This is a genomic window from Serratia sp. PAMC26656 (assembly GCF_016469055.2).
Lineage (GTDB): Bacteria > Pseudomonadota > Gammaproteobacteria > Enterobacterales > Enterobacteriaceae > Serratia > Serratia plymuthica.
On record NZ_CP150486.1, the window covers coordinates 211,147 to 233,508 of the forward strand.

Annotated in this window: 23 protein-coding genes; 19 read left to right on the forward strand and 4 right to left on the reverse strand. The window is 57.3% G+C overall.

The features are described 5' to 3' along the window. Positions 1 to 75: 75 nt before the first annotated feature. The 5 genes from ugpA (at position 76) to JEM67_RS01495 (ending at position 4,702) form a co-directional block, all read left to right on the forward strand. Entirely contained in the window at positions 76 to 963 is an 888-nt protein-coding gene (gene ugpA / locus JEM67_RS01475) for a sn-glycerol-3-phosphate ABC transporter permease UgpA (RefSeq protein ID WP_199636479.1), read from the forward strand. Further along, on the forward strand, positions 960 to 1,805 hold the full coding sequence (ugpE, locus tag JEM67_RS01480; protein WP_013811091.1) for a sn-glycerol-3-phosphate ABC transporter permease UgpE: 846 nt from the start codon (positions 960 to 962) through the stop codon (positions 1,803 to 1,805). The genes ugpA and ugpE overlap by 4 nt, the downstream gene beginning before the upstream one ends. A 16-nt stretch (positions 1,806 to 1,821) precedes the next feature. Then, positions 1,822 to 2,898, forward strand: a complete 1,077-nt coding sequence (locus tag JEM67_RS01485; RefSeq protein ID WP_073440527.1) for a sn-glycerol-3-phosphate import ATP-binding protein UgpC — start codon at positions 1,822 to 1,824, stop codon at positions 2,896 to 2,898. Continuing rightward, positions 2,895 to 3,641 carry a glycerophosphodiester phosphodiesterase gene (gene ugpQ / locus JEM67_RS01490; RefSeq protein WP_199636481.1) on the forward strand — a complete coding sequence of 249 codons (747 nt, stop codon included), beginning with the start codon at positions 2,895 to 2,897 and terminating at the stop codon, positions 3,639 to 3,641. Before JEM67_RS01485 ends, ugpQ begins: the two co-directional genes overlap by 4 nt. Before the next feature lie 104 nt (positions 3,642 to 3,745). Beyond that, positions 3,746 to 4,702, forward strand: coding sequence for an AEC family transporter (locus JEM67_RS01495; RefSeq protein WP_199636483.1), 957 nt, complete (start codon positions 3,746 to 3,748; stop codon positions 4,700 to 4,702). On the opposite strand, the gene JEM67_RS01500 is transcribed toward JEM67_RS01495, so the two are convergent. Continuing rightward, complete coding sequence (locus JEM67_RS01500; protein WP_013811095.1) at positions 4,683 to 5,012, reverse strand: hypothetical protein; 330 nt, start codon at positions 5,010 to 5,012, stop codon at positions 4,683 to 4,685. The two genes, JEM67_RS01495 and JEM67_RS01500, sit on opposite strands and share 20 nt — an antisense overlap. Positions 5,013 to 5,164: 152 nt before the next feature. On the opposite strand from JEM67_RS01500, the gene JEM67_RS01505 reads away from it, so the two are divergent. Continuing rightward, positions 5,165 to 6,025, forward strand: a complete 861-nt coding sequence (locus tag JEM67_RS01505; RefSeq protein ID WP_126479676.1) for a carboxylate/amino acid/amine transporter — start codon at positions 5,165 to 5,167, stop codon at positions 6,023 to 6,025. Positions 6,026 to 6,061: 36 nt separating this feature from the next. Here the strand turns inward: JEM67_RS01505 and metR are convergent, their stop codons facing one another. Further along, entirely contained in the window at positions 6,062 to 7,012 is a 951-nt protein-coding gene (metR, locus tag JEM67_RS01510) for an HTH-type transcriptional regulator MetR (RefSeq protein ID WP_199636485.1), read from the reverse strand. 105 nt (positions 7,013 to 7,117) lie between these two features. On the opposite strand from metR, the gene metE reads away from it, so the two are divergent. Beyond that, positions 7,118 to 9,394 (forward strand): 5-methyltetrahydropteroyltriglutamate--homocysteine S-methyltransferase, encoded by a 2,277-nt coding sequence (gene metE, locus JEM67_RS01515; RefSeq protein ID WP_199636487.1) that lies wholly within the window; start codon positions 7,118 to 7,120, stop codon positions 9,392 to 9,394. A gap of 132 nt (positions 9,395 to 9,526) precedes the next feature. On the opposite strand, the gene JEM67_RS01520 is transcribed toward metE, so the two are convergent. Then, positions 9,527 to 10,363 carry a dienelactone hydrolase family protein gene (locus JEM67_RS01520; RefSeq protein ID WP_013811099.1) on the reverse strand — a complete coding sequence of 279 codons (837 nt, stop codon included), beginning with the start codon at positions 10,361 to 10,363 and terminating at the stop codon, positions 9,527 to 9,529. A gap of 508 nt (positions 10,364 to 10,871) precedes the next feature. Between JEM67_RS01520 and udp the strand changes: the two genes are divergently transcribed. The 12 genes from udp to hemB all read left to right on the forward strand — a co-directional run bounded on the left by udp (position 10,872) and on the right by hemB (position 21,741). After that, entirely contained in the window at positions 10,872 to 11,633 is a 762-nt protein-coding gene (gene udp / locus JEM67_RS01525) for a uridine phosphorylase (protein ID WP_013811100.1), read from the forward strand. A 208-nt stretch (positions 11,634 to 11,841) separates the two neighbouring features. After that, positions 11,842 to 12,624 carry a tyrosine-protein phosphatase gene (locus JEM67_RS01530; RefSeq protein WP_199636489.1) on the forward strand — a complete coding sequence of 261 codons (783 nt, stop codon included), beginning with the start codon at positions 11,842 to 11,844 and terminating at the stop codon, positions 12,622 to 12,624. Between the two features lie 86 nt (positions 12,625 to 12,710). Further along, entirely contained in the window at positions 12,711 to 13,241 is a 531-nt protein-coding gene (locus tag JEM67_RS01535) for a DedA family protein (RefSeq protein ID WP_199636491.1), read from the forward strand. Positions 13,242 to 13,381: 140 nt separating this feature from the next. After that, positions 13,382 to 14,929, forward strand: a complete 1,548-nt coding sequence (rmuC, locus tag JEM67_RS01540) for a DNA recombination protein RmuC (RefSeq protein ID WP_013811103.1) — start codon at positions 13,382 to 13,384, stop codon at positions 14,927 to 14,929. A 79-nt stretch (positions 14,930 to 15,008) separates the two neighbouring features. Continuing rightward, positions 15,009 to 15,764 (forward strand): bifunctional demethylmenaquinone methyltransferase/2-methoxy-6-polyprenyl-1,4-benzoquinol methylase UbiE, encoded by a 756-nt coding sequence (ubiE, locus tag JEM67_RS01545; RefSeq protein WP_013811104.1) that lies wholly within the window; start codon positions 15,009 to 15,011, stop codon positions 15,762 to 15,764. 13 nt (positions 15,765 to 15,777) lie between these two features. Beyond that, positions 15,778 to 16,386, forward strand: a complete 609-nt coding sequence (gene ubiJ, locus JEM67_RS01550; protein WP_199636519.1) for a ubiquinone biosynthesis protein UbiJ — start codon at positions 15,778 to 15,780, stop codon at positions 16,384 to 16,386. Beyond that, positions 16,383 to 18,014, forward strand: coding sequence for a ubiquinone biosynthesis regulatory protein kinase UbiB (gene ubiB, locus JEM67_RS01555; RefSeq protein ID WP_199636493.1), 1,632 nt, complete (start codon positions 16,383 to 16,385; stop codon positions 18,012 to 18,014). Before ubiJ ends, ubiB begins: the two co-directional genes overlap by 4 nt. An 81-nt stretch (positions 18,015 to 18,095) precedes the next feature. Further along, positions 18,096 to 18,359, forward strand: coding sequence for a Sec-independent protein translocase subunit TatA (tatA, locus tag JEM67_RS01560; RefSeq protein ID WP_006323098.1), 264 nt, complete (start codon positions 18,096 to 18,098; stop codon positions 18,357 to 18,359). 3 nt (positions 18,360 to 18,362) lie between these two features. Next, on the forward strand, positions 18,363 to 18,944 hold the full coding sequence (gene tatB / locus JEM67_RS01565; RefSeq protein ID WP_199636495.1) for a Sec-independent protein translocase protein TatB: 582 nt from the start codon (positions 18,363 to 18,365) through the stop codon (positions 18,942 to 18,944). Positions 18,945 to 18,947: 3 nt separating this feature from the next. Continuing rightward, complete coding sequence (gene tatC / locus JEM67_RS01570) at positions 18,948 to 19,718, forward strand: Sec-independent protein translocase subunit TatC (RefSeq protein WP_199636497.1); 771 nt, start codon at positions 18,948 to 18,950, stop codon at positions 19,716 to 19,718. Between the two features lie 203 nt (positions 19,719 to 19,921). Then, entirely contained in the window at positions 19,922 to 20,704 is a 783-nt protein-coding gene (tatD, locus tag JEM67_RS01575; RefSeq protein WP_199636498.1) for a 3'-5' ssDNA/RNA exonuclease TatD, read from the forward strand. 14 nt (positions 20,705 to 20,718) lie between these two features. Beyond that, positions 20,719 to 21,741, forward strand: a complete 1,023-nt coding sequence (gene hemB, locus JEM67_RS01580; protein ID WP_199636500.1) for a porphobilinogen synthase — start codon at positions 20,719 to 20,721, stop codon at positions 21,739 to 21,741. A 47-nt stretch (positions 21,742 to 21,788) separates the two neighbouring features. Here hemB and rfaH read toward each other — a convergent pair whose 3' ends face one another. After that, positions 21,789 to 22,277: a transcription/translation regulatory transformer protein RfaH gene (rfaH, locus tag JEM67_RS01585; RefSeq protein ID WP_013811111.1), complete on the reverse strand. Its 489-nt coding sequence runs from the start codon at positions 22,275 to 22,277 to the stop codon at positions 21,789 to 21,791. Between the last annotated feature and the right edge of the window lie 85 nt (positions 22,278 to 22,362).

Below are 22,362 nucleotides of genomic sequence, written 5' to 3' on the forward strand. Positions count from 1 at the left end.
TCCGCACCCAGGCTGGCTTTGCTCGCGACGCCTTGCTTTGAGTCACCCGTTTTTTGCCTTCATGAGTCCCTGATTATGAGCTCAGATCGTCCCGGTTTTGGCTGCAGCTGGCTGCCCTATGCGCTGGTGCTACCGCAGTTGCTGATAACCGCAATATTCTTCCTGTGGCCCGCCGGTGAGGCGCTGTGGTATTCGGTGCAGAGCCTCGATCCTTTTGGCCTGTCCAGCCAGTTCGTCGGGTTGGATAACTTTAGCCAACTGTTCCAGGATCCGTACTACCTCGATTCTTTTTACACCACGCTGGTTTTCAGCTTCCTGGTGGCGGGTATCGGGCTGGTGGTGTCGCTGTTCTTCGCCGCGTTGGTGGATTACGTGCTGCGCGGCAGCCGGATTTACCAGACGTTGATGATCTTGCCCTACGCCGTGGCCCCCGCTGTGGCGGCGGTATTGTGGATCTTCCTGTTTAACCCCGGCCTGGGGCTGATTACCCATTTCCTTGGCGGACTGGGCTACAACTGGAACCACGCGCAGAACAGCGGGCAGGCGATGTTCCTGGTGGTGCTGGCTTCTGTGTGGCAGCAAATCAGCTATAACTTCCTGTTTTTCCTGGCGGCGCTGCAATCGATCCCGCGTTCGCTGGTGGAAGCGGCGGCTATCGACGGCGCCGGCCCGGTGCGGCGTTTCTTCAACCTGGTGTTGCCGTTGATCACCCCGGTGAGCTTCTTCCTGCTGGTGGTTAATCTGGTGTACGCCTTCTTCGATACTTTCCCGGTGATTGATGCCGCCACCGGCGGCGGCCCGGTACAGTCCACCACCACGCTGATCTACAAGATCTACCGCGAAGGCTTTGCCGGTCTGGATCTGTCCAGCTCAGCGGCGCAGTCGGTGATCCTGATGCTGTTGGTGATTGGCCTGACGGTGATCCAGTTCCGCTTTGTCGAACGTAAGGTGCGCTACCAATGATTGAGAACCGACGCGGGCTGGATATCTTCAGCCACGTAATGCTGATTATCGGCGTGCTGGTGGTGCTGTTCCCGCTGTACGTGGCCTTTGTCGCCGCTACGCTGGACGATAAGCAGGTGTTTCAGGTGCCGATGACCCTGATACCGGGCGGCCATCTGTGGGAAAACATCCGCAATATCTGGCAGGGCGGCGTGGGCAACCTCAAGGTGCCGTTCTCGCTGTTGTTGCTGAACAGCGTGATCATGGCGCTGGCGATTACCTTCGGCAAAATCCTGGTGTCGGTGCTGTCGGCCTACGCCATCGTGTATTTCCGTTTTCCGCTGCGCAGCCTGTTTTTCTGGCTGATTTTCCTCACCCTGATGCTGCCGGTAGAAGTGCGTATTTTCCCGACGGTGGAGGTGATCTCCAACCTGAACCTGCTGGACAGCTACACCGGCCTGACGTTGCCGCTGATGGCCTCGGCGACCGCGACCTTTCTGCTGCGCCAGTTCTTCATGACGCTGCCGGATGAGCTGCTGGAAGCGGCGCGTATCGATGGTGCCGGGCCGATGCGCTTTTTCTGGGACATCGTGCTGCCGCTGTCGAAAACCAATCTGGCGGCGCTGTTTGTCATCACCTTTATCTACGGCTGGAACCAGTACCTGTGGCCGATCCTGATCACCAGCGACGCCTCGATGGGGACCGCGGTGGCGGGCATCAAGAGCATGATCTCCACCTCCGGCGCGCCGACCCAGTGGAATCAGGTAATGGCGGCGATGATTCTGACCTTAATTCCACCGCTGACGGTGGTTCTTCTGATGCAGCGCTGGTTTGTGCGCGGTCTCGTCGACAGCGAGAAGTAACGAGAGAAATGTTCACATGGCAGGTTTAAAACTACAGGCAGTCACCAAATCCTACGACGGTAAAACGCCGGTGATTAAGCAAATCGATCTCGACGTGGCGGACGGCGAGTTTATCGTGATGGTCGGCCCTTCAGGCTGCGGAAAATCGACGCTGCTGCGTATGGTCGCCGGGCTGGAACGCACCACCAGCGGCGATATTTATATCGACAGCCAGCGGGTGACTGATATGGAGCCGAAAGATCGCGGCATCGCGATGGTGTTTCAGAACTACGCACTGTATCCGCACATGAGCGTGTACGACAACATGGCCTACGGCCTGAAAATTCGCGGCTTCGGTAAACAGCATATCCAGCAGCGGGTGGAAGAAGCCGCGCGCATTCTGGAGCTGGAGCCGCTGTTGCAGCGCAAGCCGCGCGAGCTTTCCGGCGGGCAACGCCAGCGGGTGGCGATGGGGCGCGCCATTGTGCGTGAACCGGCGGTATTCCTGTTCGATGAACCTTTGTCCAATCTGGATGCCAAGCTGCGCGTGCAGATGCGCCTGGAATTGCAGCAGCTGCATCGCCGGCTGAAAACCACCAGCCTGTACGTCACGCACGATCAGGTTGAGGCGATGACGTTGGCGCAGCGGGTGATTGTGATGAACAAGGGCGTAGCGGAACAGATTGGCACCCCGAGCGAGGTTTACCAGCGCCCGGCGTCGCTGTTTGTCGCCAGCTTTATCGGCTCTCCGGCGATGAACCTGCTGCCCGGCACGTTGAGCGCCGACGGCAGCCAACTGTTGCTGGCCGGCGGGATGACGCTGAATTTACCTCAGGCCAAAACACAGTGGGGCGGCCGCCCGTTGACGCTTGGCATCCGTCCGGAGCATATTCAACTGACCACCCTTGAACAAGGCGGCGTGCCGCTGGAGCTGCAAACGCTGGAGCTGCTGGGCGCAGATAATCTGGCGCACGGGCAATGGGGCGGCCACGGCGTGATTGCGCGGTTGTCGCATGAAACTATGCCGACGGCGGGCAGCACGCTATATTTGCAACTGCCTGCACAGGCGCTGCACTTTTTTGATTCAAACAGCGGATTACGGATGGAACAATGACCACAGCCTGGCCTTATCCTCATATCGTCGCCCACCGCGGCGGTGGTTCCCTGGCACCGGAGAATACCCTGGCGGCGATCGACGTGGGCGCGCGGCACGGCCACAAAATGATTGAGTTCGACGTCAAGCTGGCGCAGGACGGGCAGATCTTTTTGTTGCATGACGATACCCTCGATCGCACCAGCGACGGTTGGGGCGTGGCGGGCGAGCTGCCCTGGGACAAGCTGGTGCAGCTGGATGCCGGCAACTGGTACAACTCCGCCTACAAGGGCGAGCGTCTGCCGTTGCTGTTGGAAGTAGCAGAACGCTGTCAGCAGCACGGCATGATGGCGAATATCGAAATCAAACCCACCACCGGCACTGACGATGAAACCGGCCGCGTAGTGGCGCTGGCAGCACGGCTGTTGTGGCAAGGCCAGACCGAGCCGCTGCTTTCTTCGTTCTCGGTTGAGGCGCTTGAGGCGGCGCAGCGTACGGTGCCGGACCTGCCGCGCGGCCTGTTGCTGGATGAATGGGATGACAACTGGCAGGCGCTGACAGAGCGGCTGGGTTGCGTGTCGCTGCATATCAACCATAAAGAGCTGACCGCTGAGCGGGTCGCGGCGCTGAAGGCGGCCGGCCTGCGCATTCTGGTGTATACCGTTAACCAGCCGGTGCGTGCGCGTCTGTTGCTGAACTGGGGCGTTGACTGTATTTGTACCGACCGGATAGATTTAATCGGCCCGGATTTCCCCAACGAATAAACCTCCGTTGCTACGGGCGCAGTCTGCTGCGCCCGTGAATTTGCCGGCGCCTGTTGATTTTTGCGACGTCAGCCCCTTGCCGCCGCGCTAACGGAAGGGATGTGATGTCTGTCTTTATTGTTTCTCTGTGGCACCAGATAGCGCTGTCTTTGCCGCTATTTGTTCTGATCGTGCTGGGGTATGGCCTTATCCGCTGGGGTAAGTGGCCGGCCACCATCACCGACGGTTTGACCCGTTTCGTCTTCTCCCTGGCGCTGCCCGCCATGTTATTTCGCATGATGTGCGATTTCTCGCAACGCCCAGCGATGGATGCCCGCTTGCTGATCGCTTTTTTCGGCAGTTGCCTGATCGTGTTCGTGATGGGCCGTATCACCGCGCGTCGGATGTTTAAACTGGATGGGGTATCCGGTTCGGTGTTCGCGCTGGGGGGGATTTTCTCCAATAACGTGATGCTGGGCCTGCCGATCGCCAGCGTGATGTTGGGTGAGGCAGCGATCCCTTCGGTTGCTCTGGTGCTGGTATTTAACGGGCTGATCCTCTGGACGCTGGTAACCCTCTCGATCGAATGGGCGCGCAACGGCTCGCCCACCCTGCACGGCTTTATCAAAACCGCGCGCAGCGTGCTCACCAATCCCCTGATTATCGGCATTCTCTCAGGTACGCTGTTTAGCCTGACCGGGCTGCCGTTGCCGACGTTTGTCGATCAGCCGGTCAGTATGCTCGGCCAGGTGGCGGCACCTCTGTCGCTGGTGGTGCTGGGAATGGGGTTGGCGGAATATCGTATCAGCGAAGGGTGGCAACTGAGCAGCGCCATGTGTTTCTTCAAGCTGATCGTCCAGCCGCTGATCATCTGGCTGCTGGCCTGGATGATGGACCTGCCGCCAATGGAAACCCGCGTGGTGGTGCTGTTGGGTTCAATGGCGGTCGGGGTCAATGTTTACCTGATGTCACGCCAGTTCAACGTGCTTACCGGCCCGGCCGCCACCAGTCTGGTGATGTCCACCGCGCTGGCGGCGGTCACTACGCCGCTGATACTCACCATTATGGGCGTGCGGGTGTAACGGGCATCTGCGTTTGCGGCACCGTCGGTGACGTGCGGTTAAACGGATTGCGCGGTTGGTTGCCGTTTGGCAGCAATTGCCCGCCGTTTGGCGCATTTCGCAGCAACTTTTGCTGATTGTCGTCGAATTGTTGCTGTTGTTGCCGGCGGCGTTGATCCAACTGTTGGTTATTCAGCATGCGTTGCTGCTGCATCTGCTGATTGCGCTGGTTAAGGAACTGCTGTTGCGAACTGAGCTCGGTTACGCCATTGGCCGCCGTTGCCAGCCCGGACAGCAACAGCAGGCCATACAGAATACGATAACTTTTCATGATATTTATCCTCGCTTTTAATTAAGCCTAACCCACCGGCGAAAAATTGCCGAAAAGTTTATATTTTGCACAGCCGTAAACCGCCTTTTCATCACGCAGCATTTCGCCTTCCGTTACAATCGCCTTTTCTGATTGTTTAGGGTGAACCCGACGTGCTGCTTCTGGTAATTACTACCGTCTTATGGGCGTTCTCTTTCAGCCTGATTGGCGAATATCTGGCGGGCCAGGTCGACAGCTGGTTCTCGGTGCTGATGCGTATCGGGCTGGCGGCGTTGGTCTTCCTGCCTTTCCTGCGCTGGCGCAATATCAAACCGAAAGTGATCCTGATGTACATGCTGGTGGGCGCCTGCCAATTGGGCATCATGTACCTGTTCAGCTTCCGTGCCTACATGTACCTGACGGTACCGGAATTCCTGCTGTTTACCGTGCTTACGCCGCTGTACGTCACGCTGATTTACGACCTGATCAGCGGTCAACGCCTGCGCTGGGCCTATGTGTTCAGCGCGTTGCTGGCGGTACTGGGCGCGGCGATCATCCGTTACCATCAATTGAGCGAGCATTTCTGGTGGGGGCTGTTGCTGGTGCAGGCGGCGAATATCAGCTTCGCCATCGGCATGGTCGGTTACAAGCGCCTGATGGAAGTGCACCCGCTGCCGCAACATACGGCGTTTTCCTGGTTCTACCTCGGAGCCTTGGTGGTCGCGGTGGTCGCTTGGTGTCTGTGGGGTAATCCGCAACAGTTGCCGACCACTAACCTGCAATGGGGTATTCTGGTGTGGCTGGGCGTGGTGGCTTCCGGGTTGGGCTATTTCATGTGGAACTACGGTGCAACGCAGGTGGATGCCGGGACGCTCGGCATTATGAATAACATGCACGTGCCCGCCGGGTTGCTGGTGAATTTGGCTATCTGGCAGCAGCAACCGCACTGGCCGAGTTTTATTATCGGCGGGGCAGTGATTGTCGCTTCGCTGTGGGTGCACCGCCGCTGGGTGGCGCCAAAGCCGGTTAATTGAAACCACGGGCTACCCAAGCGCAGGCAGCCCGCAAAATCAGGCTTGTGAAGACAGCGGCTTGATGCTGGCGGTGAGGGTGCCCGGGCGCGCAGCGTCGCGTACGAACGGCAGGTGATTGCAGGCGTGTTGACGCGCTGAGCGGATAAAGGCTTCCGTCACCGCCTGGCGCTGCTCGCCGTCGCGTACCGCGGCATACAGGCGGCTCCACAGGCCATCGCCCAGGGTTTTTGTCACCACCAGCCCCTGGCGTTCAAAACTTTCGACTACCCAATGCGGCAGCGCCGCAATCCCCATCCGTGCCGACACCATCTGGATCAGCAGCAAGGTGTTATCGACGTTTTTCAGCGCCGGGCTGATGCCGGCCGGTTGCAGGAAATGACGCCATATATCCAGCCGCTGGCGCTGCACCGGATAAATCATCAGCGTCTCATCGCTCAAATCTTCCGGCTCAATCTGCAGTTTGCCGGCCAGCGGGTGATCCGGCGCCAGCACCAGACGCACCTCGAAATCAAACATCGGCGAATAGTGCAGGCCGCTGCGCGGCAGGATGTCTGAGGTCAGCACCAGATCCAACTCCCCCTGTTGCAGCGCCGGTTGCGGATCAAAAGTGACGCCGGACTTAAAGTCCATCACCACCTGCGGGAAGCTCTGGCGGAAGTTGTCCAACGCGGGCGTCAGCCACTGAATGCAGCTGTGGCATTCGATGGCGATGCGCAGCGTGGTTTGATGCGGCTCGTGGCACGCCTGCAACGCCTGCTGGATTTGCGGCAGTACCTGTTCCGCCAGCTGTAACAGGATTTCTCCCTGCACGGTAAAGCGCAGCGGTTGGCTTTTTCGAACGAACAGTTTGAAGCCCAGACGCTGCTCCAGATCGCTGAACTGATGCGACAGGGCCGATTGCGTCTGATGGAGTTGGGCCGCGGCGGCCGCCAGAGAGCCGGTGTTGCGCAGAGCCTGCAGCGTCCGTAAATGTTTCAGTTCGATCATGAGAGTCCTTCACAGTGACAGTGAATAAATTGCGCTTGTGGTTAATACAGTACCTGCGGATTATGGATGTGTAAACATCTGGACGGCTAAATGAGGAATATGACGATGGCAATTCTAAATCACACTCTGGGTTTTCCACGCGTTGGGCTGCGACGTGAACTGAAAAAAGCTCAGGAAAGTTACTGGGCAGGCAACTCAACGCAGGAAGAGCTGCTGGCGATTGGCCGCGAGCTGCGCGCTCGCCATTGGCAACAGCAACAGCAGGCCGGGGTGGATTTGGTGCCGGTCGGCGATTTCGCCTGGTACGATCATGTATTGACCACCAGCTTGCTGTTGGGCAACGTGCCGGCACGTCATCAAAATGCGGATGGCTCAATCGATCTGGATCAGCTGTTTCGTCTGGGCCGTGGCCGTGCACCGACCGGTGAACCGGCGGCGGCGGCGGAAATGACCAAGTGGTTTAACACCAACTACCACTACATGGTGCCTGAATTTCAGAAGGGCCAGCAGTTCAAACTGGGTTGGACTCAATTGCTGGATGAAGTTGACGAAGCGCTGGCGCTGGGCCACAAAATCAAGCCTGTGCTGCTGGGGCCGGTCACTTACCTGTGGTTGGGCAAAGTGAAGGGTGAGCCGTTTGATCGACTGTCGTTGCTGAAGGACATTCTGCCGGTTTACCGGCAGGTTCTGGGTGAACTGGCGAAGCGCGGCGTAGAGTGGGTGCAGATCGACGAACCTGCACTGGTGCTGGAGCTGCCGCAGGCATGGCTCGACGCTTTCAAACCGGCTTACGACGCGTTGCAGGGGCAGGTAAAACTGCTGTTGACCACCTATTTCGACAGCGTTGGTCACAACCTCGACACTATCCGCGCATTGCCGGTACAGGGCCTGCATGTCGATCTGGTGGCCGGTCACGACGATATCGCCGTATTGCACAAGGCATTGCCAAAAGAGTGGCTGCTGTCGCTGGGCGTCATCAATGGCCGTAACGTCTGGCGTGCCGACCTGAGCAGCTGGTTCGACCGCCTGCAACCGTTGGTTAACAGCCGTCCGCTGTGGATTGGCACCTCTTGCTCCCTGTTGCACAGTCCCATCGATCTGAGCGTGGAAACCCGCCTGGATGAAGAAGTGAAGAGCTGGTTCGCCTTCGCTCTGCAAAAATGCGCTGAAGTGGCTTTGCTAAGCGCGGCGCTGAACGCGCCAGGTGCAGAAAAGCGGGCAGAACTGGACGCGTACAGCGCGCCAATCCGCGCTCGTCGTCAGTCCAGCCGCGTACATAATGCGCAGGTAGGCCAACGTCTGGCCGCCGTTACCGCACAAGACAGCGAGCGCCACAGCCCTTACTCTCAGCGCGCTCAGGCGCAACGTGAACGCTTCAACCTGCCGGCCTGGCCGACCACCACTATCGGCTCATTCCCGCAGACCACCGAAATCCGCGGCCTGCGCCTGGACTTCAAACAGGGGCGTCTGGACGGCAACAATTACCGCACCAGCATTAGCGAGCACATCAAACAGGCGATCGTTGAACAAGAACGTCTGGGCCTGGACGTGCTGGTGCACGGCGAAGCCGAGCGTAATGACATGGTGGAATATTTCGGCGAGAACCTTGACGGCTTCGTCTTCACCCAAAATGGCTGGGTACAGAGCTACGGTTCCCGCTGCGTAAAACCGCCGGTGATCATTGGCGACATCAGCCGTCCTGAAGCCATCACCGTTGAGTGGGCGAAGTATGCGCAATCGCTGACCGACAAGCCGGTAAAAGGCATGTTGACCGGCCCGGTGACCATCCTTTGCTGGTCATTCCCGCGTGAAGACGTAACCCGTGAAGTGATCGCCAAGCAGATCGCCCTGGCGCTGCGCGACGAAGTAGAAGATCTGGAAAAAGCCGGTATCGGCATCATCCAGATTGACGAACCGGCACTGCGTGAAGGGTTGCCGCTGCGTCAATCCGACTGGGCCGCTTATCTGGACTGGGCAGTGGATGCCTTCAAACTGAACGCTGCCGTGGCGCAAGATGACACGCAGATCCACACGCACATGTGTTACTGCGAATTCAACGACATCATGGATTCCATCGCGGCGCTGGATGCCGATGTGATCACCATCGAAACCTCGCGTTCCGATATGGATCTGCTGGAAGCCTTCAAAGAGTTCGAGTATCCAAACGAAATTGGCCCAGGCGTGTACGACATCCACTCGCCAAACGTGCCAAGCGTGGAATGGATCGAAGCGCTGCTGCGTAAAGCGGCGCAGAACATCCCGGCGGAACGCCTGTGGGTTAACCCGGATTGTGGCCTGAAAACCCGTGGCTGGCCGGAAACCCGTCAGTCGCTGGCCAACATGGTGTTGGCGGCTCAGCGCCTGCGCCAGCAGCAAGCCTGATCGGAGTGCGTTGCCCGGCCATTGAAGGCCGGCGTGCAATCAATAAGGTTCTGGTGTGATTATTTTGGGCGCTTCGGCGCCCTTTTTTACATTGCAGGCGGCCACCGGTGAAGGCAGCCGTGAGGGGAGGGGTTATTTGACGCCGACCACGCCGTGTTGAGCGAACCATGCCAGCATGCGTTGCCAGCCGTCCGTCGCCGCTTCGGCATCGTAACTTGGGCGATAATCGGCATTGAAAGCATGACCCGCTTCGGGGTAGACCACGATCTCGGCATCGGCGTTAGCTGCGCGAATCGCCTGGCGCATGGTTTCCACCGTTTCCAGTGGAATTCCGCTGTCCTGGCCGCCGTATAATCCCAGCACTGGTGCAGAAAGCTGCGTAGCCACATCGACCGGGTGTTTTGGCGAGTTCAGCGTTTTTTCGCCCACTAACTTGCCGTACCAGGCTACCGCTGCCTTCAGTTGCGGGTTATGCGCGGCATACAGCCAGGTAATACGGCCGCCCCAGCAGAAACCGGTAATCGCCAGCTTGCCGGCGTCGCCGCCGTGGCGGCTGGCCCAATGGGCTGCGTGGTCGAGATCGGCCAGCACCTGGCTGTCCGGCACCTTGCCCACCAGTTTCTGGAACAATTCGCTTATGTCGGTGTAATCCCTGGCATCCCCCTGGCGGAAGTACAACTCTGGCGCTATCGCCAGGTAGCCCTGTTTCGCCAGGCGGCGGCACAGATCCTGAATATGCTCGTGAACGCCAAAAATCTCTTGTACCACCAACACCACGGGGAAGGGGCCGTTGTGGTTCGCCGGCTTGGCAATATAGGCCGGCAGGTTGTCACCTTGCGAGGGAATGGTGGTTTCCCCGGCATGAATGCCCTGTTCGTCGGTAAGCACAGTAGAGGCGGCCAACGGCGTTACGGCCGGGGCGAATCCCCCCTGAGCCTGTTTTAATGTCATCACATGGTCGGTTTTCATTGCGGTCTCCGTGCAATAGAAAAAAGCGCTGAGAATAACTATAGGAAAGATTACCCGTTATTGGCACCCGGTTGAGCATTTTCGGTCAAGTCTGTAAAAAACGATTAATTATCTGGTTTTAACGCACTTTTGTTATCTTTTTATCAGGATATTGCGCATTTTGGCCTGTATTAGCGCCATAAGGTACGTTAGCCCCATTTTTTGTTGCTAAGTCACCGATAAAATAAGGCTATTTTTCGGTAGCGACATAAGTGGCCTCGTGGTGGGAAAGGGGGCTTGTCGCCAAGAGGAAGGCGGTAAATGGCGGGCTGTTTTGTCGGCTAGACTTGTGGCAGGTGCGACGTTTATAGCGTCTTTGGGTTATTTTTTGTGATTTATGTCGCAAAAATTATGTAGATTGATCTTTGTTTCTTTATTCATGGTGATAGCCATCACGAAATTGGATGGCGATTTTCAGTAGAGTACTTTTTTGTTCCTCCCAATAAACATGATCTATGAGGAGTCTCGTATGTCTCAATCTGATGTTTTTCATCTTGGCCTCACTAAAAACGATTTACAAGGGGCCCAGCTTGCCATCGTTCCGGGCGATCCGCAGCGCGTAGAGAAAATTGCCAAGCTGATGGAAAATCCGGTGCACCTGGCTTCCCATCGTGAATTTACTACCTGGCGCGCAGAGCTGGACGGCAAGGCGGTGATCGTCTGCTCCACCGGCATCGGCGGCCCGTCTACCTCGATCGCCGTTGAAGAACTGGCGCAACTGGGGATCCGTACCTTCCTGCGTATCGGCACCACAGGGGCTATTCAGTCGAACATCAACGTCGGTGACGTGCTGGTCACTACCGCGGCGGTTCGCCTTGACGGCGCCAGCCTGCACTTTGCGCCGATGGAATTCCCCGCCGTGGCCGACTTCGCCTGCACCACCGCACTGGTCGAGGCCGCCAAGGCCAGCGGTGCCACCACGCATATTGGCGTGACCGCGTCTTCTGACACCTTCTATCCAGGCCAGGAACGTTACGATACCTATTCCGGCCGCGTCGTCAGCCGCTTTAAGGGCTCGATGGAAGAATGGCAGGCGATGGGCGTGATGAACTATGAAATGGAATCCGCCACTCTGCTGACCATGTGCGCAAGCCAGGGCCTGCGTGCAGGTATGGTTGCCGGCGTGATCGTCAACCGCACCCAGCAGGAAATTCCAAACGCAGAAACCATGAAAAACACCGAAAGCAAAGCGGTACAGATTGTGGTTGAAGCGGCGCGCCGCCTGCTGTAGTTGCTTCCCACCTTCAACGGGCCGCCAACGCGGCCCGTTTTTCCATTCAGCCTTAATCTGTTACGGTTATACCCACGCCTTGCAAACTGCGGTTGGCCGCAACGTGAAAGCCTGGGTGTATATAGCCCTCAGCGCCCTCCTTTCGGCCGTCTCTTTATCCGTTGATTTTTCAGGTTGCGCCTTTTAGACAATAACCACGAGGACGTCTATGACCGCCCAAATTCTGCTTCATCCTTCACTTGCTCCGCTTGATGGCGGCATTAACTTCCGCGATCTAGGCGGCAACAGCGTCGTCGACGGTCGCCGTATCAAACGCGGTCTGTTGTTCCGTTCCGGCTCGCTGGATTGCCTGACGGAAAACGACTGCGCCTTCCTGGCCGGCGTGCCGGTGCGCTCGGTGCTGGACTACCGCGACGCCGATGAAGTGCAGGGCAAGCCTGATATTCTGTGGCGTGGCGCCGATTACCATCATGTTCCGGCCAACCCATTGAGCAGTAAGGTTAATGCTAACCTGGAAAAGCTGACCAGTCAGACGCTGGCCGGTTTCGACGCGCAGGCGTTTATGCAGGAGCTGTATCGCCGGTTGCCGTTCGGCAATCCTGCGTATCAACGGCTGACCCAACTGCTGAAGGCCCCCGATAGTGGCGCGATCGTCCAGCATTGCGCGGTGGGCAAGGATCGCACCGGGGTGGGGGCGGCGCTGGTGTTGTTTGCCCTGGGGGCCGACGAGGCGACGGTAGTTGAAGATTACCTGCTGACCGAAACCACGCTGGCGACTTTCCGCGAGCACATGCTGGATCAACTGTCGATTCGCCTGAACGCCTCGGCGCTGGGGCAGTTCACCTACGTGCTAAGCGTTCGCGAAGAGTTCCTGATGACAGCGCTGAGCTGTATTCGCGCTCAATATGGTTCCACCGATCACTGGCTGGAGGCAGAATACGGCCTGGGCCCAAGTCAGCGTGAAACGCTGCAGGCGTTCTACCTCGAGTAAACCGCTACATGTTTAGTCGGGGTTTAACCTGCCCCGGCCGGCATTGCGTATCCTTGGCACAGAAAACCCCGCATCAGGAGCCCGTATTGAGCCTCAACGACATTATCAACTGGGTCAGCGACGCCGTGCGTCAGCACGAAGGCTGGGCTATCCCCATTATTTTCTTCCTGGCATTCGGCGAATCGCTGGCGTTCTTGTCCCTGCTGTTGCCGGCCACGGTGATCCTGCTGGCGTTGGGCGCGTTGATTGGCGAGAGCGGCATCGCTTTTTGGCCTATCTGGGCCGCCGCCGCCATAGGGGCATTTTTCGGCGACTGGCTTTCTTACTGGATCGGTTACCGCTATCAAGACCGCGTGGCGCACATGTGGCCGCTATCGCGTAATCCGCAGTTGCTGGACCGCGGCCATGCGTTTTTTGAACGCTGGGGCGTGTTGGGTATTTTTATCGGCCGTTTCTTCGGCCCGCTGCGCGCGGTGGTGCCGCTGGTCGGCGGTATCTGCGGCATGCCCCAACGTTACTTCCAATTGGCGAATATCACTTCAGCGATGATCTGGGCGTTCGGCATTCTTGCGCCGGGGGCGTTTGGCATCAAGTGGTTAAGCCAGTGGTTTGGCTAGTTTTTGCCTGACTTGCGCGGCGTTTCGCAATATTGCGTTGCCGGGGCAAAATCAAACTGGACATCCATACAGCATCCCCTTAACGTGACGGGCAACGGGCGCATAAACGCAGGAACGGCAAGGCGTAACAGGAGGCAGGGGTGGATACCAGTTTGGTTTACGGTGTGGGCGGAGTCGTGGTCGGCATGCTGCTGGGGTGGTTGATCGCCAGCCTGCGCGTGCAGCAGGCCCATGCGCAGCATGAAACCGAGCTGCGGCTGCTGGAACAGTCATTGCAGCAGGCACAGCAGGAAACGGCGGCCCGGCAGGAAATTCTACAGAGAAATGAACAGCAAATGCGGCAAACCGATTTGGAACTGCGCAATTTGCACAGCCAATTGGCGGCCGGGCATGAAAAATTGCAGCAGCTCAATCACTGGCGCAACGAATGTGAACTGCTCAATCAGGAGCTGCGCGCCCAGCGTGAGGTCAACAGCGCTCAGGAAGCCGAACTGCGCGAAGTGACCATCCGTCTGGAAGAGACCCGCATGGCGGCGGAAGAGAAGCAGCGCCTGTTGATCAACAGCGAACAGCGGCTCACCACCCAGTTTGAAAACCTGGCCAACCGCATCTTCGAACACAGCGGGCGCAAGGTGAACGAACAGAACCAGCAAAGCCTGGATCGCCTGTTGCTGCCGTTGCGCGAGCAACTGGATGGTTTCCGCCGGCAGGTGCAGGACAGCTTTGGCCAGGAAGCCCGCGAACGCCATACTCTGACCCATGAAATACGTAACCTGCAGCAACTCAACGCACAAATGGCGCGCGAGGCGATTAACCTCACCAAGGCGCTGAAAGGCGACAATAAAACCCAGGGCAATTGGGGTGAGGTGGTGCTGAGTCGGGTGCTGGAAGCCTCGGGTTTGCGCGAGGGGCACGAGTATGAAACTCAGGTTAATGTGCGGTTGGATCATCAGAGCCGTATGCAGCCTGACGTTATTGTGCGTCTGCCGCAGGGTAAGGACGTTGTGATCGATGCGAAAATGTCGCTGGTCGCCTACGAACGTTATTTCAACAGTGAAGATGAAGAGGAACGCGAGGCGGCGCTGAGCGAGCATATTGCCTCGCTGCGCGGCCACATTCGCTTGCTGGGGCGCAAAGATTATCAACAGTTGCCCGGCCTGCGTTCACTGGACTATGTGTTGATGTTTATTCCGGTGGAGCCGGCTTTCCTGCTGGCCATCGACCGGGAGCCGGAATTGATAAGCGAAGCGCTTAAACACAATATTATGCTGGTCAGCCCGACCACGCTATTGGTGGCGCTTCGCACCATTACCAACCTGTGGCGCTATGAGCACCAGAGCCAGAATGCTCAGCGCATTGCCGACCGGGCGGCGCGGCTGTATGACAAGATGCGGCTGTTTGTCGACGACATGTCGGCGCTGGGGCAGAGCCTGGACAAGGCCCAGGGGAGTTATCGCCAGGCGATGAACAAACTGAGCGAAGGCCGTGGTAATCTTATCGGCCAAACCGAAGGGTTCCGCGCGCTGGGGGTTGAGGTGAAACGACCGATCAATCCGTTGCTGGCACAGCAAGCCGGCGCGCAGCATGATGAAGACGATGAGGCAGCGGATGACGATGACGTCAACGCGCTGCCGCAGGCGGAAGACGACGATTCCGCCGAAGAACCACGCTCCGCTTCGCAGGCATGACAGCCGCCTCGAGGTGGGGTATTCCGTGGGGTTCTGGTACACTCGACCACACAAAATTGACTGAATAGCAGGCAGGACAATGGCAGATCAATCGCAGGAAACCACAGATTTCGGTTTTCGCACCGTAGCTAGAGACGAAAAGCAGGCCATGGTGGCAGACGTTTTTCATTCGGTAGCGGCAAAGTATGACGTGATGAACGACCTGATGTCGTTTGGCATCCACCGTATCTGGAAGCGGTTTACCATTGACTGCAGCGGCGTGCGCCGTGGACAGCGTGTGCTGGATCTGGCCGGCGGCACCGGCGATCTGGCCGCAAAGTTCTCCCGCATGGTCGGTGAGCAAGGGCAGGTAGTGCTGGCGGACATTAACGACTCCATGCTGAAGATGGGCCGCGAGAAGCTGCGCGATCGCGGCATTATCGGCAACATCAGCTATGTGCAGGCTAATGCTGAAGCGCTGCCGTTCCCGGATAACTATTTTGACTGCATCACCATTTCCTTCGGCCTGCGCAACGTCACCGACAAAGACAAAGCGCTGCGTTCGATGTTCCGTGTGCTGAAGCCAGGCGGCCGCCTGCTGGTGCTGGAGTTCTCCAAACCGCTGCTGGCGCCGCTGAGCAAAGCCTATGATGCCTATTCGTTCCACGTTCTGCCGAAAATCGGCGAGCTGGTGGTGAAGGATCCGGAAAGCTACCGTTATCTGGCCGAGTCGATCCGCATGCATCCCGACCAGGAAACGCTGAAGGGCATGATGGGGTCGGCCGGTTTCGACAACGTGACCTATTTCAATCTTACCGGCGGTATTGTGGCCCTGCATCGTGGCTTCAAGTTCTGATATGGACATGCCGATGCTGCTAACCCCCTTGTTGACCGGCGCGCTGGAGACATCGCTCAATAGCCTGCTGTTCCGCGATCGCAGTATGAAGGCCGCCCGTCTGCGGTTGGCCGGCAAAATACTGCGTATTGAGTTGCAGGAACTTGCTTCGCCGCTGGTGCTGATCTTCAGCGAACAGCGGGTGGACGTGCTTGGCCAGTCTGACGATACCGCCGATTGCACGGTGCGCAGCCGGGTATCGGTGTTGTTGAAGTTGCGCGATCGTCAGCAGCTTTCGCCATTGATGCGCAGCGGCGAGTTGATCGTCGAGGGCGATATTCAGGTGGTGCAACAACTGGTGGGGCTGCTTGATCTGGCAGAGTGGGATCCGGCGGAATGGCTGGCACCCTATATCGGTGATATCGCCGCGCAGGGTATTACCCAGGTGCTCGGTAAAGGCGCAAGCCTGTTGAGATCGGGGTTGCAGCGTCAGCAGCATTACGTGGCGGAAACCCTGACGGAAGAGTGGCGCGTGGCGCCGGGGCCGCTGGAAGTGGTGTGGTTCAACGAGGAAGTTGACGCCACCGTTCGCAGTGCCGAAGCGCTGATTGCCCGCATGGACAAGTTGGAGGGTAAACGATGACCCCTGGCGAACTACGCCGCCTGTATTTGATCGTCCGCGTTTTTCTCAGCTATGGCCTGGATGAACTGATCCCCAAGATGCGCCTGACGTTGCCGTTGCGTTTTGGCCGCCGCCTGCTGTTTTGGATGCCAAACCGCCATGCAGACAAGCCTCTGGGCGAGCGTTTGCGCCTGGCTCTGCAAGAGCTGGGGCCGGTATGGATCAAGTTCGGTCAGATGATGTCCACTCGCCGCGACCTGTTCCCACCGCAGATTGCCGATCAACTGACCTTGTTGCAGGATCGGGTTGCGCCGTTCGACGGCGCGTTGGCGCGCAAGCACATCGAGTTGGCGATGGGTGGCCCGCTGGAAACCTGGTTCGATGATTTTGACCAGCAGGCGCTGGCATCTGCATCGATAGCGCAGGTGCATACTGCGCGCCTGAAAACTACCGGGCAAGAAATTGTGCTGAAGGTCATTCGGCCGGATATTGGGCCTATCATCAAGGCCGATGTTCGCCTGATGTATCGTTTGGCCGGCTGGGTGCCGAAGCTGATGCCGGATGGGCGTCGCTTGCGGCCGCGTGAAGTGGTGCGCGAGTACGAAAAGACCCTGCTGGACGAGCTGAATCTGCTGCGTGAAGCGGCAAATGCCATCCAGCTGCGCCGTAATTTTGATGGTAGCCCGATGCTGTACGTACCGGAGGTTTACTCTGATTACTGCCGTGAAAGCGTGCTGGTGATGGAGCGCATCTACGGTATCCCGGTTTCGGATATCGCTATGCTGGAAAAACAGGGCACCAACATGAAGTTGTTGGCCGAGCGTGGGGTGCAGGTATTCTTTACCCAGGTATTTCGTGACAGCTTTTTCCATGCGGACATGCATCCCGGTAATATTTTTGTCAGCTACGAGCACCCTGAAGATCCCTGTTATATCGGTATTGACTGCGGCATCGTCGGCTCGCTGAACAAGGACGACAAACGCTATCTGGCGGAAAACTTTATCGCCTTCTTCAACCGCGATTACCGCAAAGTGGCGGAGCTGCACGTCGATTCGGGCTGGGTACCGCGTGATACTAACGTAGAGGACTTCGAGTTCGCCATCCGCACCGTGTGCGAGCCGATCTTCGAGAAGCCGTTGGAGGAAATTTCGTTCGGCAACGTGCTGTTGAACCTGTTCAATACCGCACGCCGCTTCAATATGGAAGTGCAGCCGCAACTGGTGTTATTGCAGAAGACCTTGCTGTATGTTGAAGGCCTGGGGCGGCAGCTCTATCCGAAGCTGGATTTATGGACTACCGCCAAGCCGTTCCTTGAGAGCTGGATGCGCGATCAGGTCGGCATACCGGCGGTGATTCGCGCCCTGAAGGAAAAAGCGCCGTTTTGGGCGGAGAAGCTGCCTGAATTGCCTGAATTATTTTACGATAGCCTGCAGCAGCATAAACGGTTGCAACAAAGCGTTGATAAGCTGACCCATCAGATGCAGGGCCAGCGCGTTCGTCAGGGGCAATCGCGTTATTTGTTCGGCGTTGGCGCTACACTGTTAGTAAGCGGTACGATTTTGCTGTTAGGGAAGGTCGAGATTTTTCCCGCGTGGCTGATGGCTGCCGGCATCGTATCCTGGGTGATTGGCTGGAAGCGAACCACCTGAATTGATTAAAAACTCTGGTAAAAACGGCCGTATAATGCGGTAGATTTTGAAAAAAACCCTGTAAAAATAGAGGTAACTGCAATGGGCGGTATTAGTATTACGCAATTGTTGATCATCGCGGTGATCGTGGTGCTGCTGTTTGGTACCAAAAAACTCCGTACGCTGGGTTCCGATCTCGGTGCATCCATCAAGGGTTTTAAAAAGGCGATCGGCGACGACAACACGCCTCCGACCAACACGGCTGAGAAAAGCAGCCTGGATGACGCTGACTTCACGGCAAAGCCTATTACCGATAAGCAGCCGGAAGTGAAAACGGAAGAGTCGAAGAACAAAGAGCAGGTATAAACCGTGTTTGACATAGGGTTTAGTGAACTGCTGCTGGTTTTGGTCATTGGCCTGGTGGTACTCGGGCCAGAACGGTTGCCGGTAGCGGTTAGAACAGTTTCGGGTTGGATCCGCGCCCTGCGTTCGTTGGCGGCTTCGGTGCAGAATGAACTTTCTCAGGAACTGAAGCTGCAGGAACTGCAAGACAGCCTGAAAAAGGTTGAGAAGGCGGGCCTGCAGAATTTGTCGCCAGAGCTGAAGGCGTCAATGGATGAACTGAAAGACGCGGCGGAATCGCTGAAACGCTCTTATCATCATGGCGAAGACAAAGACGAACCGGCGCACACCATCCACAACCCTCTGGTCACCGACCCGGAAGCCATTCATGACGGCGTGACCCCGGCGGAGGCTGCGACCACCGCCGCCTCACCGGCTGCCGTACCGAAACCGGTAGCGACGGAGCCTGTCGTTGCGGCAACGCCGCAGGCAGTGCAAGCGCCGGCCGCGCAGCCGGTTAAGCAGCCTGCTGCGGTGACCGTGGAGGCAACCCCAGAACCTGTTGCGGATAAAACCCCAGCGTCTCACCAACCTAGTGGCGATCGTTAAAACATGGCTGTTGAAGATACCCAACCCCTTATCAGTCATCTGATAGAACTGCGTAAGCGGTTGTTAAACTCGATTATCAGCGTGCTGGTGATCTTCCTGGTGCTGGTTTATTTCGCCAACGACATTTATCAACTGGTGTCTGCGCCGCTGATCAAACAGCTGCCTGCCGGGGCTAGCATGATCGCCACCGACGTGGCGTCACCGTTCTTTACCCCCATCAAGCTGACCATGATCGTCTCGGTGTTTGTTTCTGCGCCGGTGATCCTGTATCAGGTCTGGGCCTTTATCGCCCCGGCGCTGTACAAGCATGAACGTCGCCTGATGATGCCTTTGCTGGTCTCCAGCAGCTTGCTGTTTTATCTCGGCATGGCGTTTGCCTATTTTATCGTGTTCCCGCTGGCGTTCGGTTTTTTTGCCAAGACCGCGCCGGCTGGGGTCATGATAGCCACCGACATCAATAACTACCTCGATTTCGTCATGGCGCTGTTTATGGCGTTTGGCGTAGCGTTTGAGGTGCCGGTTGCCATTATTCTGCTGTGCTGGAGTGGCGTCACTTCGCCGGAAGACCTGAAAAAGAAACGACCTTACGTCCTGGTCGGGGCTTTTGTGGTTGGCATGTTGTTAACGCCGCCGGATGTCTTCTCGCAGACCTTGCTGGCGATCCCGATGTATCTGCTGTTTGAAGTGGGCGTATTCTTTGCCCGTTTCTACACCGGCAAACGCCGCCCGCGACCGGAAGAAGAAGACGAGGATGACGACCCCCCGGCAGCTTAATCCGCGTTTTGTCTCTAAAGCTGCCCGATGGGCGGTTTTAGATTGATGACAAACACCCGAAAAGCGTGGTTTTCGGGTGTTTGGGGTAACCCGTAAACATAATCCTTTGTTTTTAATCGCACGAAGATCATTACTTTTAAGCGCAGAGGACTTTGTCGGCCGTATCAAGCCGCCCAATGGGCGGCTTTTGCTTTGGAAAAACCATGTTTGATATCGGTGTTAATCTTACCAGCTCGCAGTTTGCCAAAGACCGCCCAGCAGTGGTGGATCGTGCACGAGCCGCAGGGGTGAAGGGGTTGCTGATTACCGGTACCGACCTGCAGGAGAGCCAGGCCGCCAGTGAACTGGCGCAGCCCCATGCCGGCTACTGTTGGTCTACTGCCGGTGTGCATCCACATCAGGCGAGCAGTTGGAACGACCGGGTTGAGGAGCAAATTCGCGCCTTGGCCTCCCGGCCAGAGGTGGTAGCTATCGGTGAATGCGGGTTGGATTTCAACCGCAATTTCTCCACCCCGGAGCAGCAAGAAGAGGCTTTCAGCGCCCAGTTGGCGTTGGCCGCAGAGCTGAGGATGCCGGTATTTCTTCATTGCCGCGATGCGCACGCACGTTTTGCCGCGCTGTTGGTGCCGTGGTTGGATAAACTGCCTGCGGCTGTGGTGCACTGCTTTACCGGCACCACCCAGGAATTAGACAGCTGTCTGTCGCTGGGTCTTTCGATCGGCATTACCGGTTGGGTCTGTGATGAGCGGCGTGGCCTGGAGCTGCGAGCGCTGTTGCCGCAGATCCCGGCGGACCGTTTATTGCTGGAAACCGACGCACCCTATCTGTTGCCCCGGGATTTACACCCTAAACCCGCATCTCGCCGCAACGAACCCTGTTTTTTGCCTCATATCGTCCGGCAGGTGGCTGCCTGGCGGCAAGAAGATCCTGAATGGTTGGGGCAGAAAACCGATGAGAACGCCCGCCGGCTGTTCCGGCTGGTATGAGTTAGGAGAAAACTATGAGCTATGCATTTCCGGGCACCTTTCCAGGCCGCCGTATGCGCCGTGTGCGCCGTCATGATTTCAGCCGTCGTCTGGTGGCGGAGAATCAACTGACGGTTAACGACCTGATTTATCCGGTATTTGTCATGGAAGGCAGTAACCGTCAGGAAGCGGTAGCATCCATGCCCGGCGTATCGCGCATGAGCATCGACTTGTTGATTAAGGAAGCGGAAGCCATCGCCAAACTTGGCGTGCCGGTGATCTCCCTGTTCCCGGTGATTGAACCGAGCCTGAAGTCATTGCATGCGGAAGAAGCTTATAATCCGGACGGTTTGGTGCAACGTACGGTGCGTGCGTTGAAAGACGCGGTGCCAGAGTTGGGTATTCTGACTGACGTGGCACTGGATCCTTACACCACTCACGGCCAGGATGGCGTGATTGATGAGCACGGCTACGTCATTAACGATATCAGCAAAGATATACTGGTGCGTCAGGCATTATCCCATGCGGAAGCCGGAGCGGAAATCGTGGCGCCGAGCGATATGATGGACGGCCGTATCGGCGCTATCCGCGATCGTCTGGAGCATCAGGGGCTGGTTAATACCCAGATCATGGCGTACTCCGCCAAATATGCCTCCTGCTACTATGGCCCGTTCCGCGATGCGCTCGGTTCCAGCAGCAATCTGAAAGGCGGCAATAAGAAAACCTATCAGATGGACCCTGCCAACAGTGACGAAGCGCTGCAGGAAATTGCGCAAGATCTCCAGGAAGGCGCGGATATGGTGATGGTGAAACCCGGTATGCCTTATCTGGATGTGGTGCGTCGGGTGAAAGACACCTTTGGCGTGCCGACCTTTGCCTATCAGGTTTCAGGTGAATATGCGATGCACATGGCGGCGATTCAGAACGGTTGGTTGCAGGAGCAACCGGCGGTGATGGAGTCGCTGATGTGCTTTAAGCGCGCCGGGGCTGATGGCGTGCTGACCTACTTCGCCAAGCGGGTAGCTCAGTGGATGCATGATGAAGCGATGCAGCGCTAAGGCGTGAGTATCCAATAACAAAGGCGCCTTTTGGGCGCCTTTTCGCTTTATAGCTTTTGGAACTGCCGATTATCAACGCTTTGGCTGACCTGCTTGTTAATCAGGTTCAGCAGCAGCATTGAGCGCGCTTCCCCGTCCGGCTCGGTGTAAATCGCTTTCAGCCCTTCGAACATGCCGTCGACGATCAGCACGGTATCGCCCGGCTGAGGGGTTTCCGGGTCGAAGTAGGTTTCACAGGCATGAGTCTGCAGCTCTTCGATAACCTTCTGCGGGATGGTCGTCGGCAGCGAACCAAAGCGCACGAAATGGCTGACACCACGCGTTGCACTGATGGTCGTGGTGTGAATACGCTCCGGATCGAACTCCACAAACAGGTAGTTGGGGAACAGAGGCTCGCTGACCGCAATGCGTTTGCCGCGCACGACTTTTTCCAGTGTGATGATCGGGCTCAGGCAGTTCACTTCCTGTCGCACCAGATGTTCCTGCGCCCGTAAAAGTTGGCCGCGTTTGCAATACAGTAAGTACCAAGATTCCATAATTTCACATGCCTTTCTGTCAGCCGGTAAGCATATCAAAAGCCGGTACGGATACATAGTGATGCAGGTTTTAGCCTGTAACAGC

Excerpts from the sequence above, each read along its gene's own strand:
- ubiJ (WP_199636519.1), top strand. The coding sequence starts at position 15,778 with ATGCTGCTAACCCCCTTGTTGACCGGCGCGCTGGAGACATCGCTCAAT.
- ubiE (WP_013811104.1), top strand. The coding sequence starts at position 15,009 with ATGGCAGATCAATCGCAGGAAACCACAGATTTCGGTTTTCGCACCGTA.
- JEM67_RS01500 (WP_013811095.1), bottom strand. The coding sequence starts at position 5,012 with ATGAAAAGTTATCGTATTCTGTATGGCCTGCTGTTGCTGTCCGGGCTG.
- JEM67_RS01530 (WP_199636489.1), top strand. The coding sequence starts at position 11,842 with ATGACCGCCCAAATTCTGCTTCATCCTTCACTTGCTCCGCTTGATGGC.
- ugpA (WP_199636479.1), top strand. The coding sequence starts at position 76 with ATGAGCTCAGATCGTCCCGGTTTTGGCTGCAGCTGGCTGCCCTATGCG.
- metR (WP_199636485.1), bottom strand. The coding sequence starts at position 7,012 with ATGATCGAACTGAAACATTTACGGACGCTGCAGGCTCTGCGCAACACC.
- ugpQ (WP_199636481.1), top strand. The coding sequence starts at position 2,895 with ATGACCACAGCCTGGCCTTATCCTCATATCGTCGCCCACCGCGGCGGT.
- tatA (WP_006323098.1), top strand. The coding sequence starts at position 18,096 with ATGGGCGGTATTAGTATTACGCAATTGTTGATCATCGCGGTGATCGTG.
- tatC (WP_199636497.1), top strand. The coding sequence starts at position 18,948 with ATGGCTGTTGAAGATACCCAACCCCTTATCAGTCATCTGATAGAACTG.
- metE (WP_199636487.1), top strand. The coding sequence starts at position 7,118 with ATGGCAATTCTAAATCACACTCTGGGTTTTCCACGCGTTGGGCTGCGA.
- ubiB (WP_199636493.1), top strand. The coding sequence starts at position 16,383 with ATGACCCCTGGCGAACTACGCCGCCTGTATTTGATCGTCCGCGTTTTT.
- JEM67_RS01520 (WP_013811099.1), bottom strand. The coding sequence starts at position 10,363 with ATGAAAACCGACCATGTGATGACATTAAAACAGGCTCAGGGGGGATTC.
- rfaH (WP_013811111.1), bottom strand. The coding sequence starts at position 22,277 with ATGGAATCTTGGTACTTACTGTATTGCAAACGCGGCCAACTTTTACGG.
- udp (WP_013811100.1), top strand. The coding sequence starts at position 10,872 with ATGTCTCAATCTGATGTTTTTCATCTTGGCCTCACTAAAAACGATTTA.
- JEM67_RS01485 (WP_073440527.1), top strand. The coding sequence starts at position 1,822 with ATGGCAGGTTTAAAACTACAGGCAGTCACCAAATCCTACGACGGTAAA.
- ugpE (WP_013811091.1), top strand. The coding sequence starts at position 960 with ATGATTGAGAACCGACGCGGGCTGGATATCTTCAGCCACGTAATGCTG.
- hemB (WP_199636500.1), top strand. The coding sequence starts at position 20,719 with ATGAGCTATGCATTTCCGGGCACCTTTCCAGGCCGCCGTATGCGCCGT.
- tatD (WP_199636498.1), top strand. The coding sequence starts at position 19,922 with ATGTTTGATATCGGTGTTAATCTTACCAGCTCGCAGTTTGCCAAAGAC.
- JEM67_RS01495 (WP_199636483.1), top strand. The coding sequence starts at position 3,746 with ATGTCTGTCTTTATTGTTTCTCTGTGGCACCAGATAGCGCTGTCTTTG.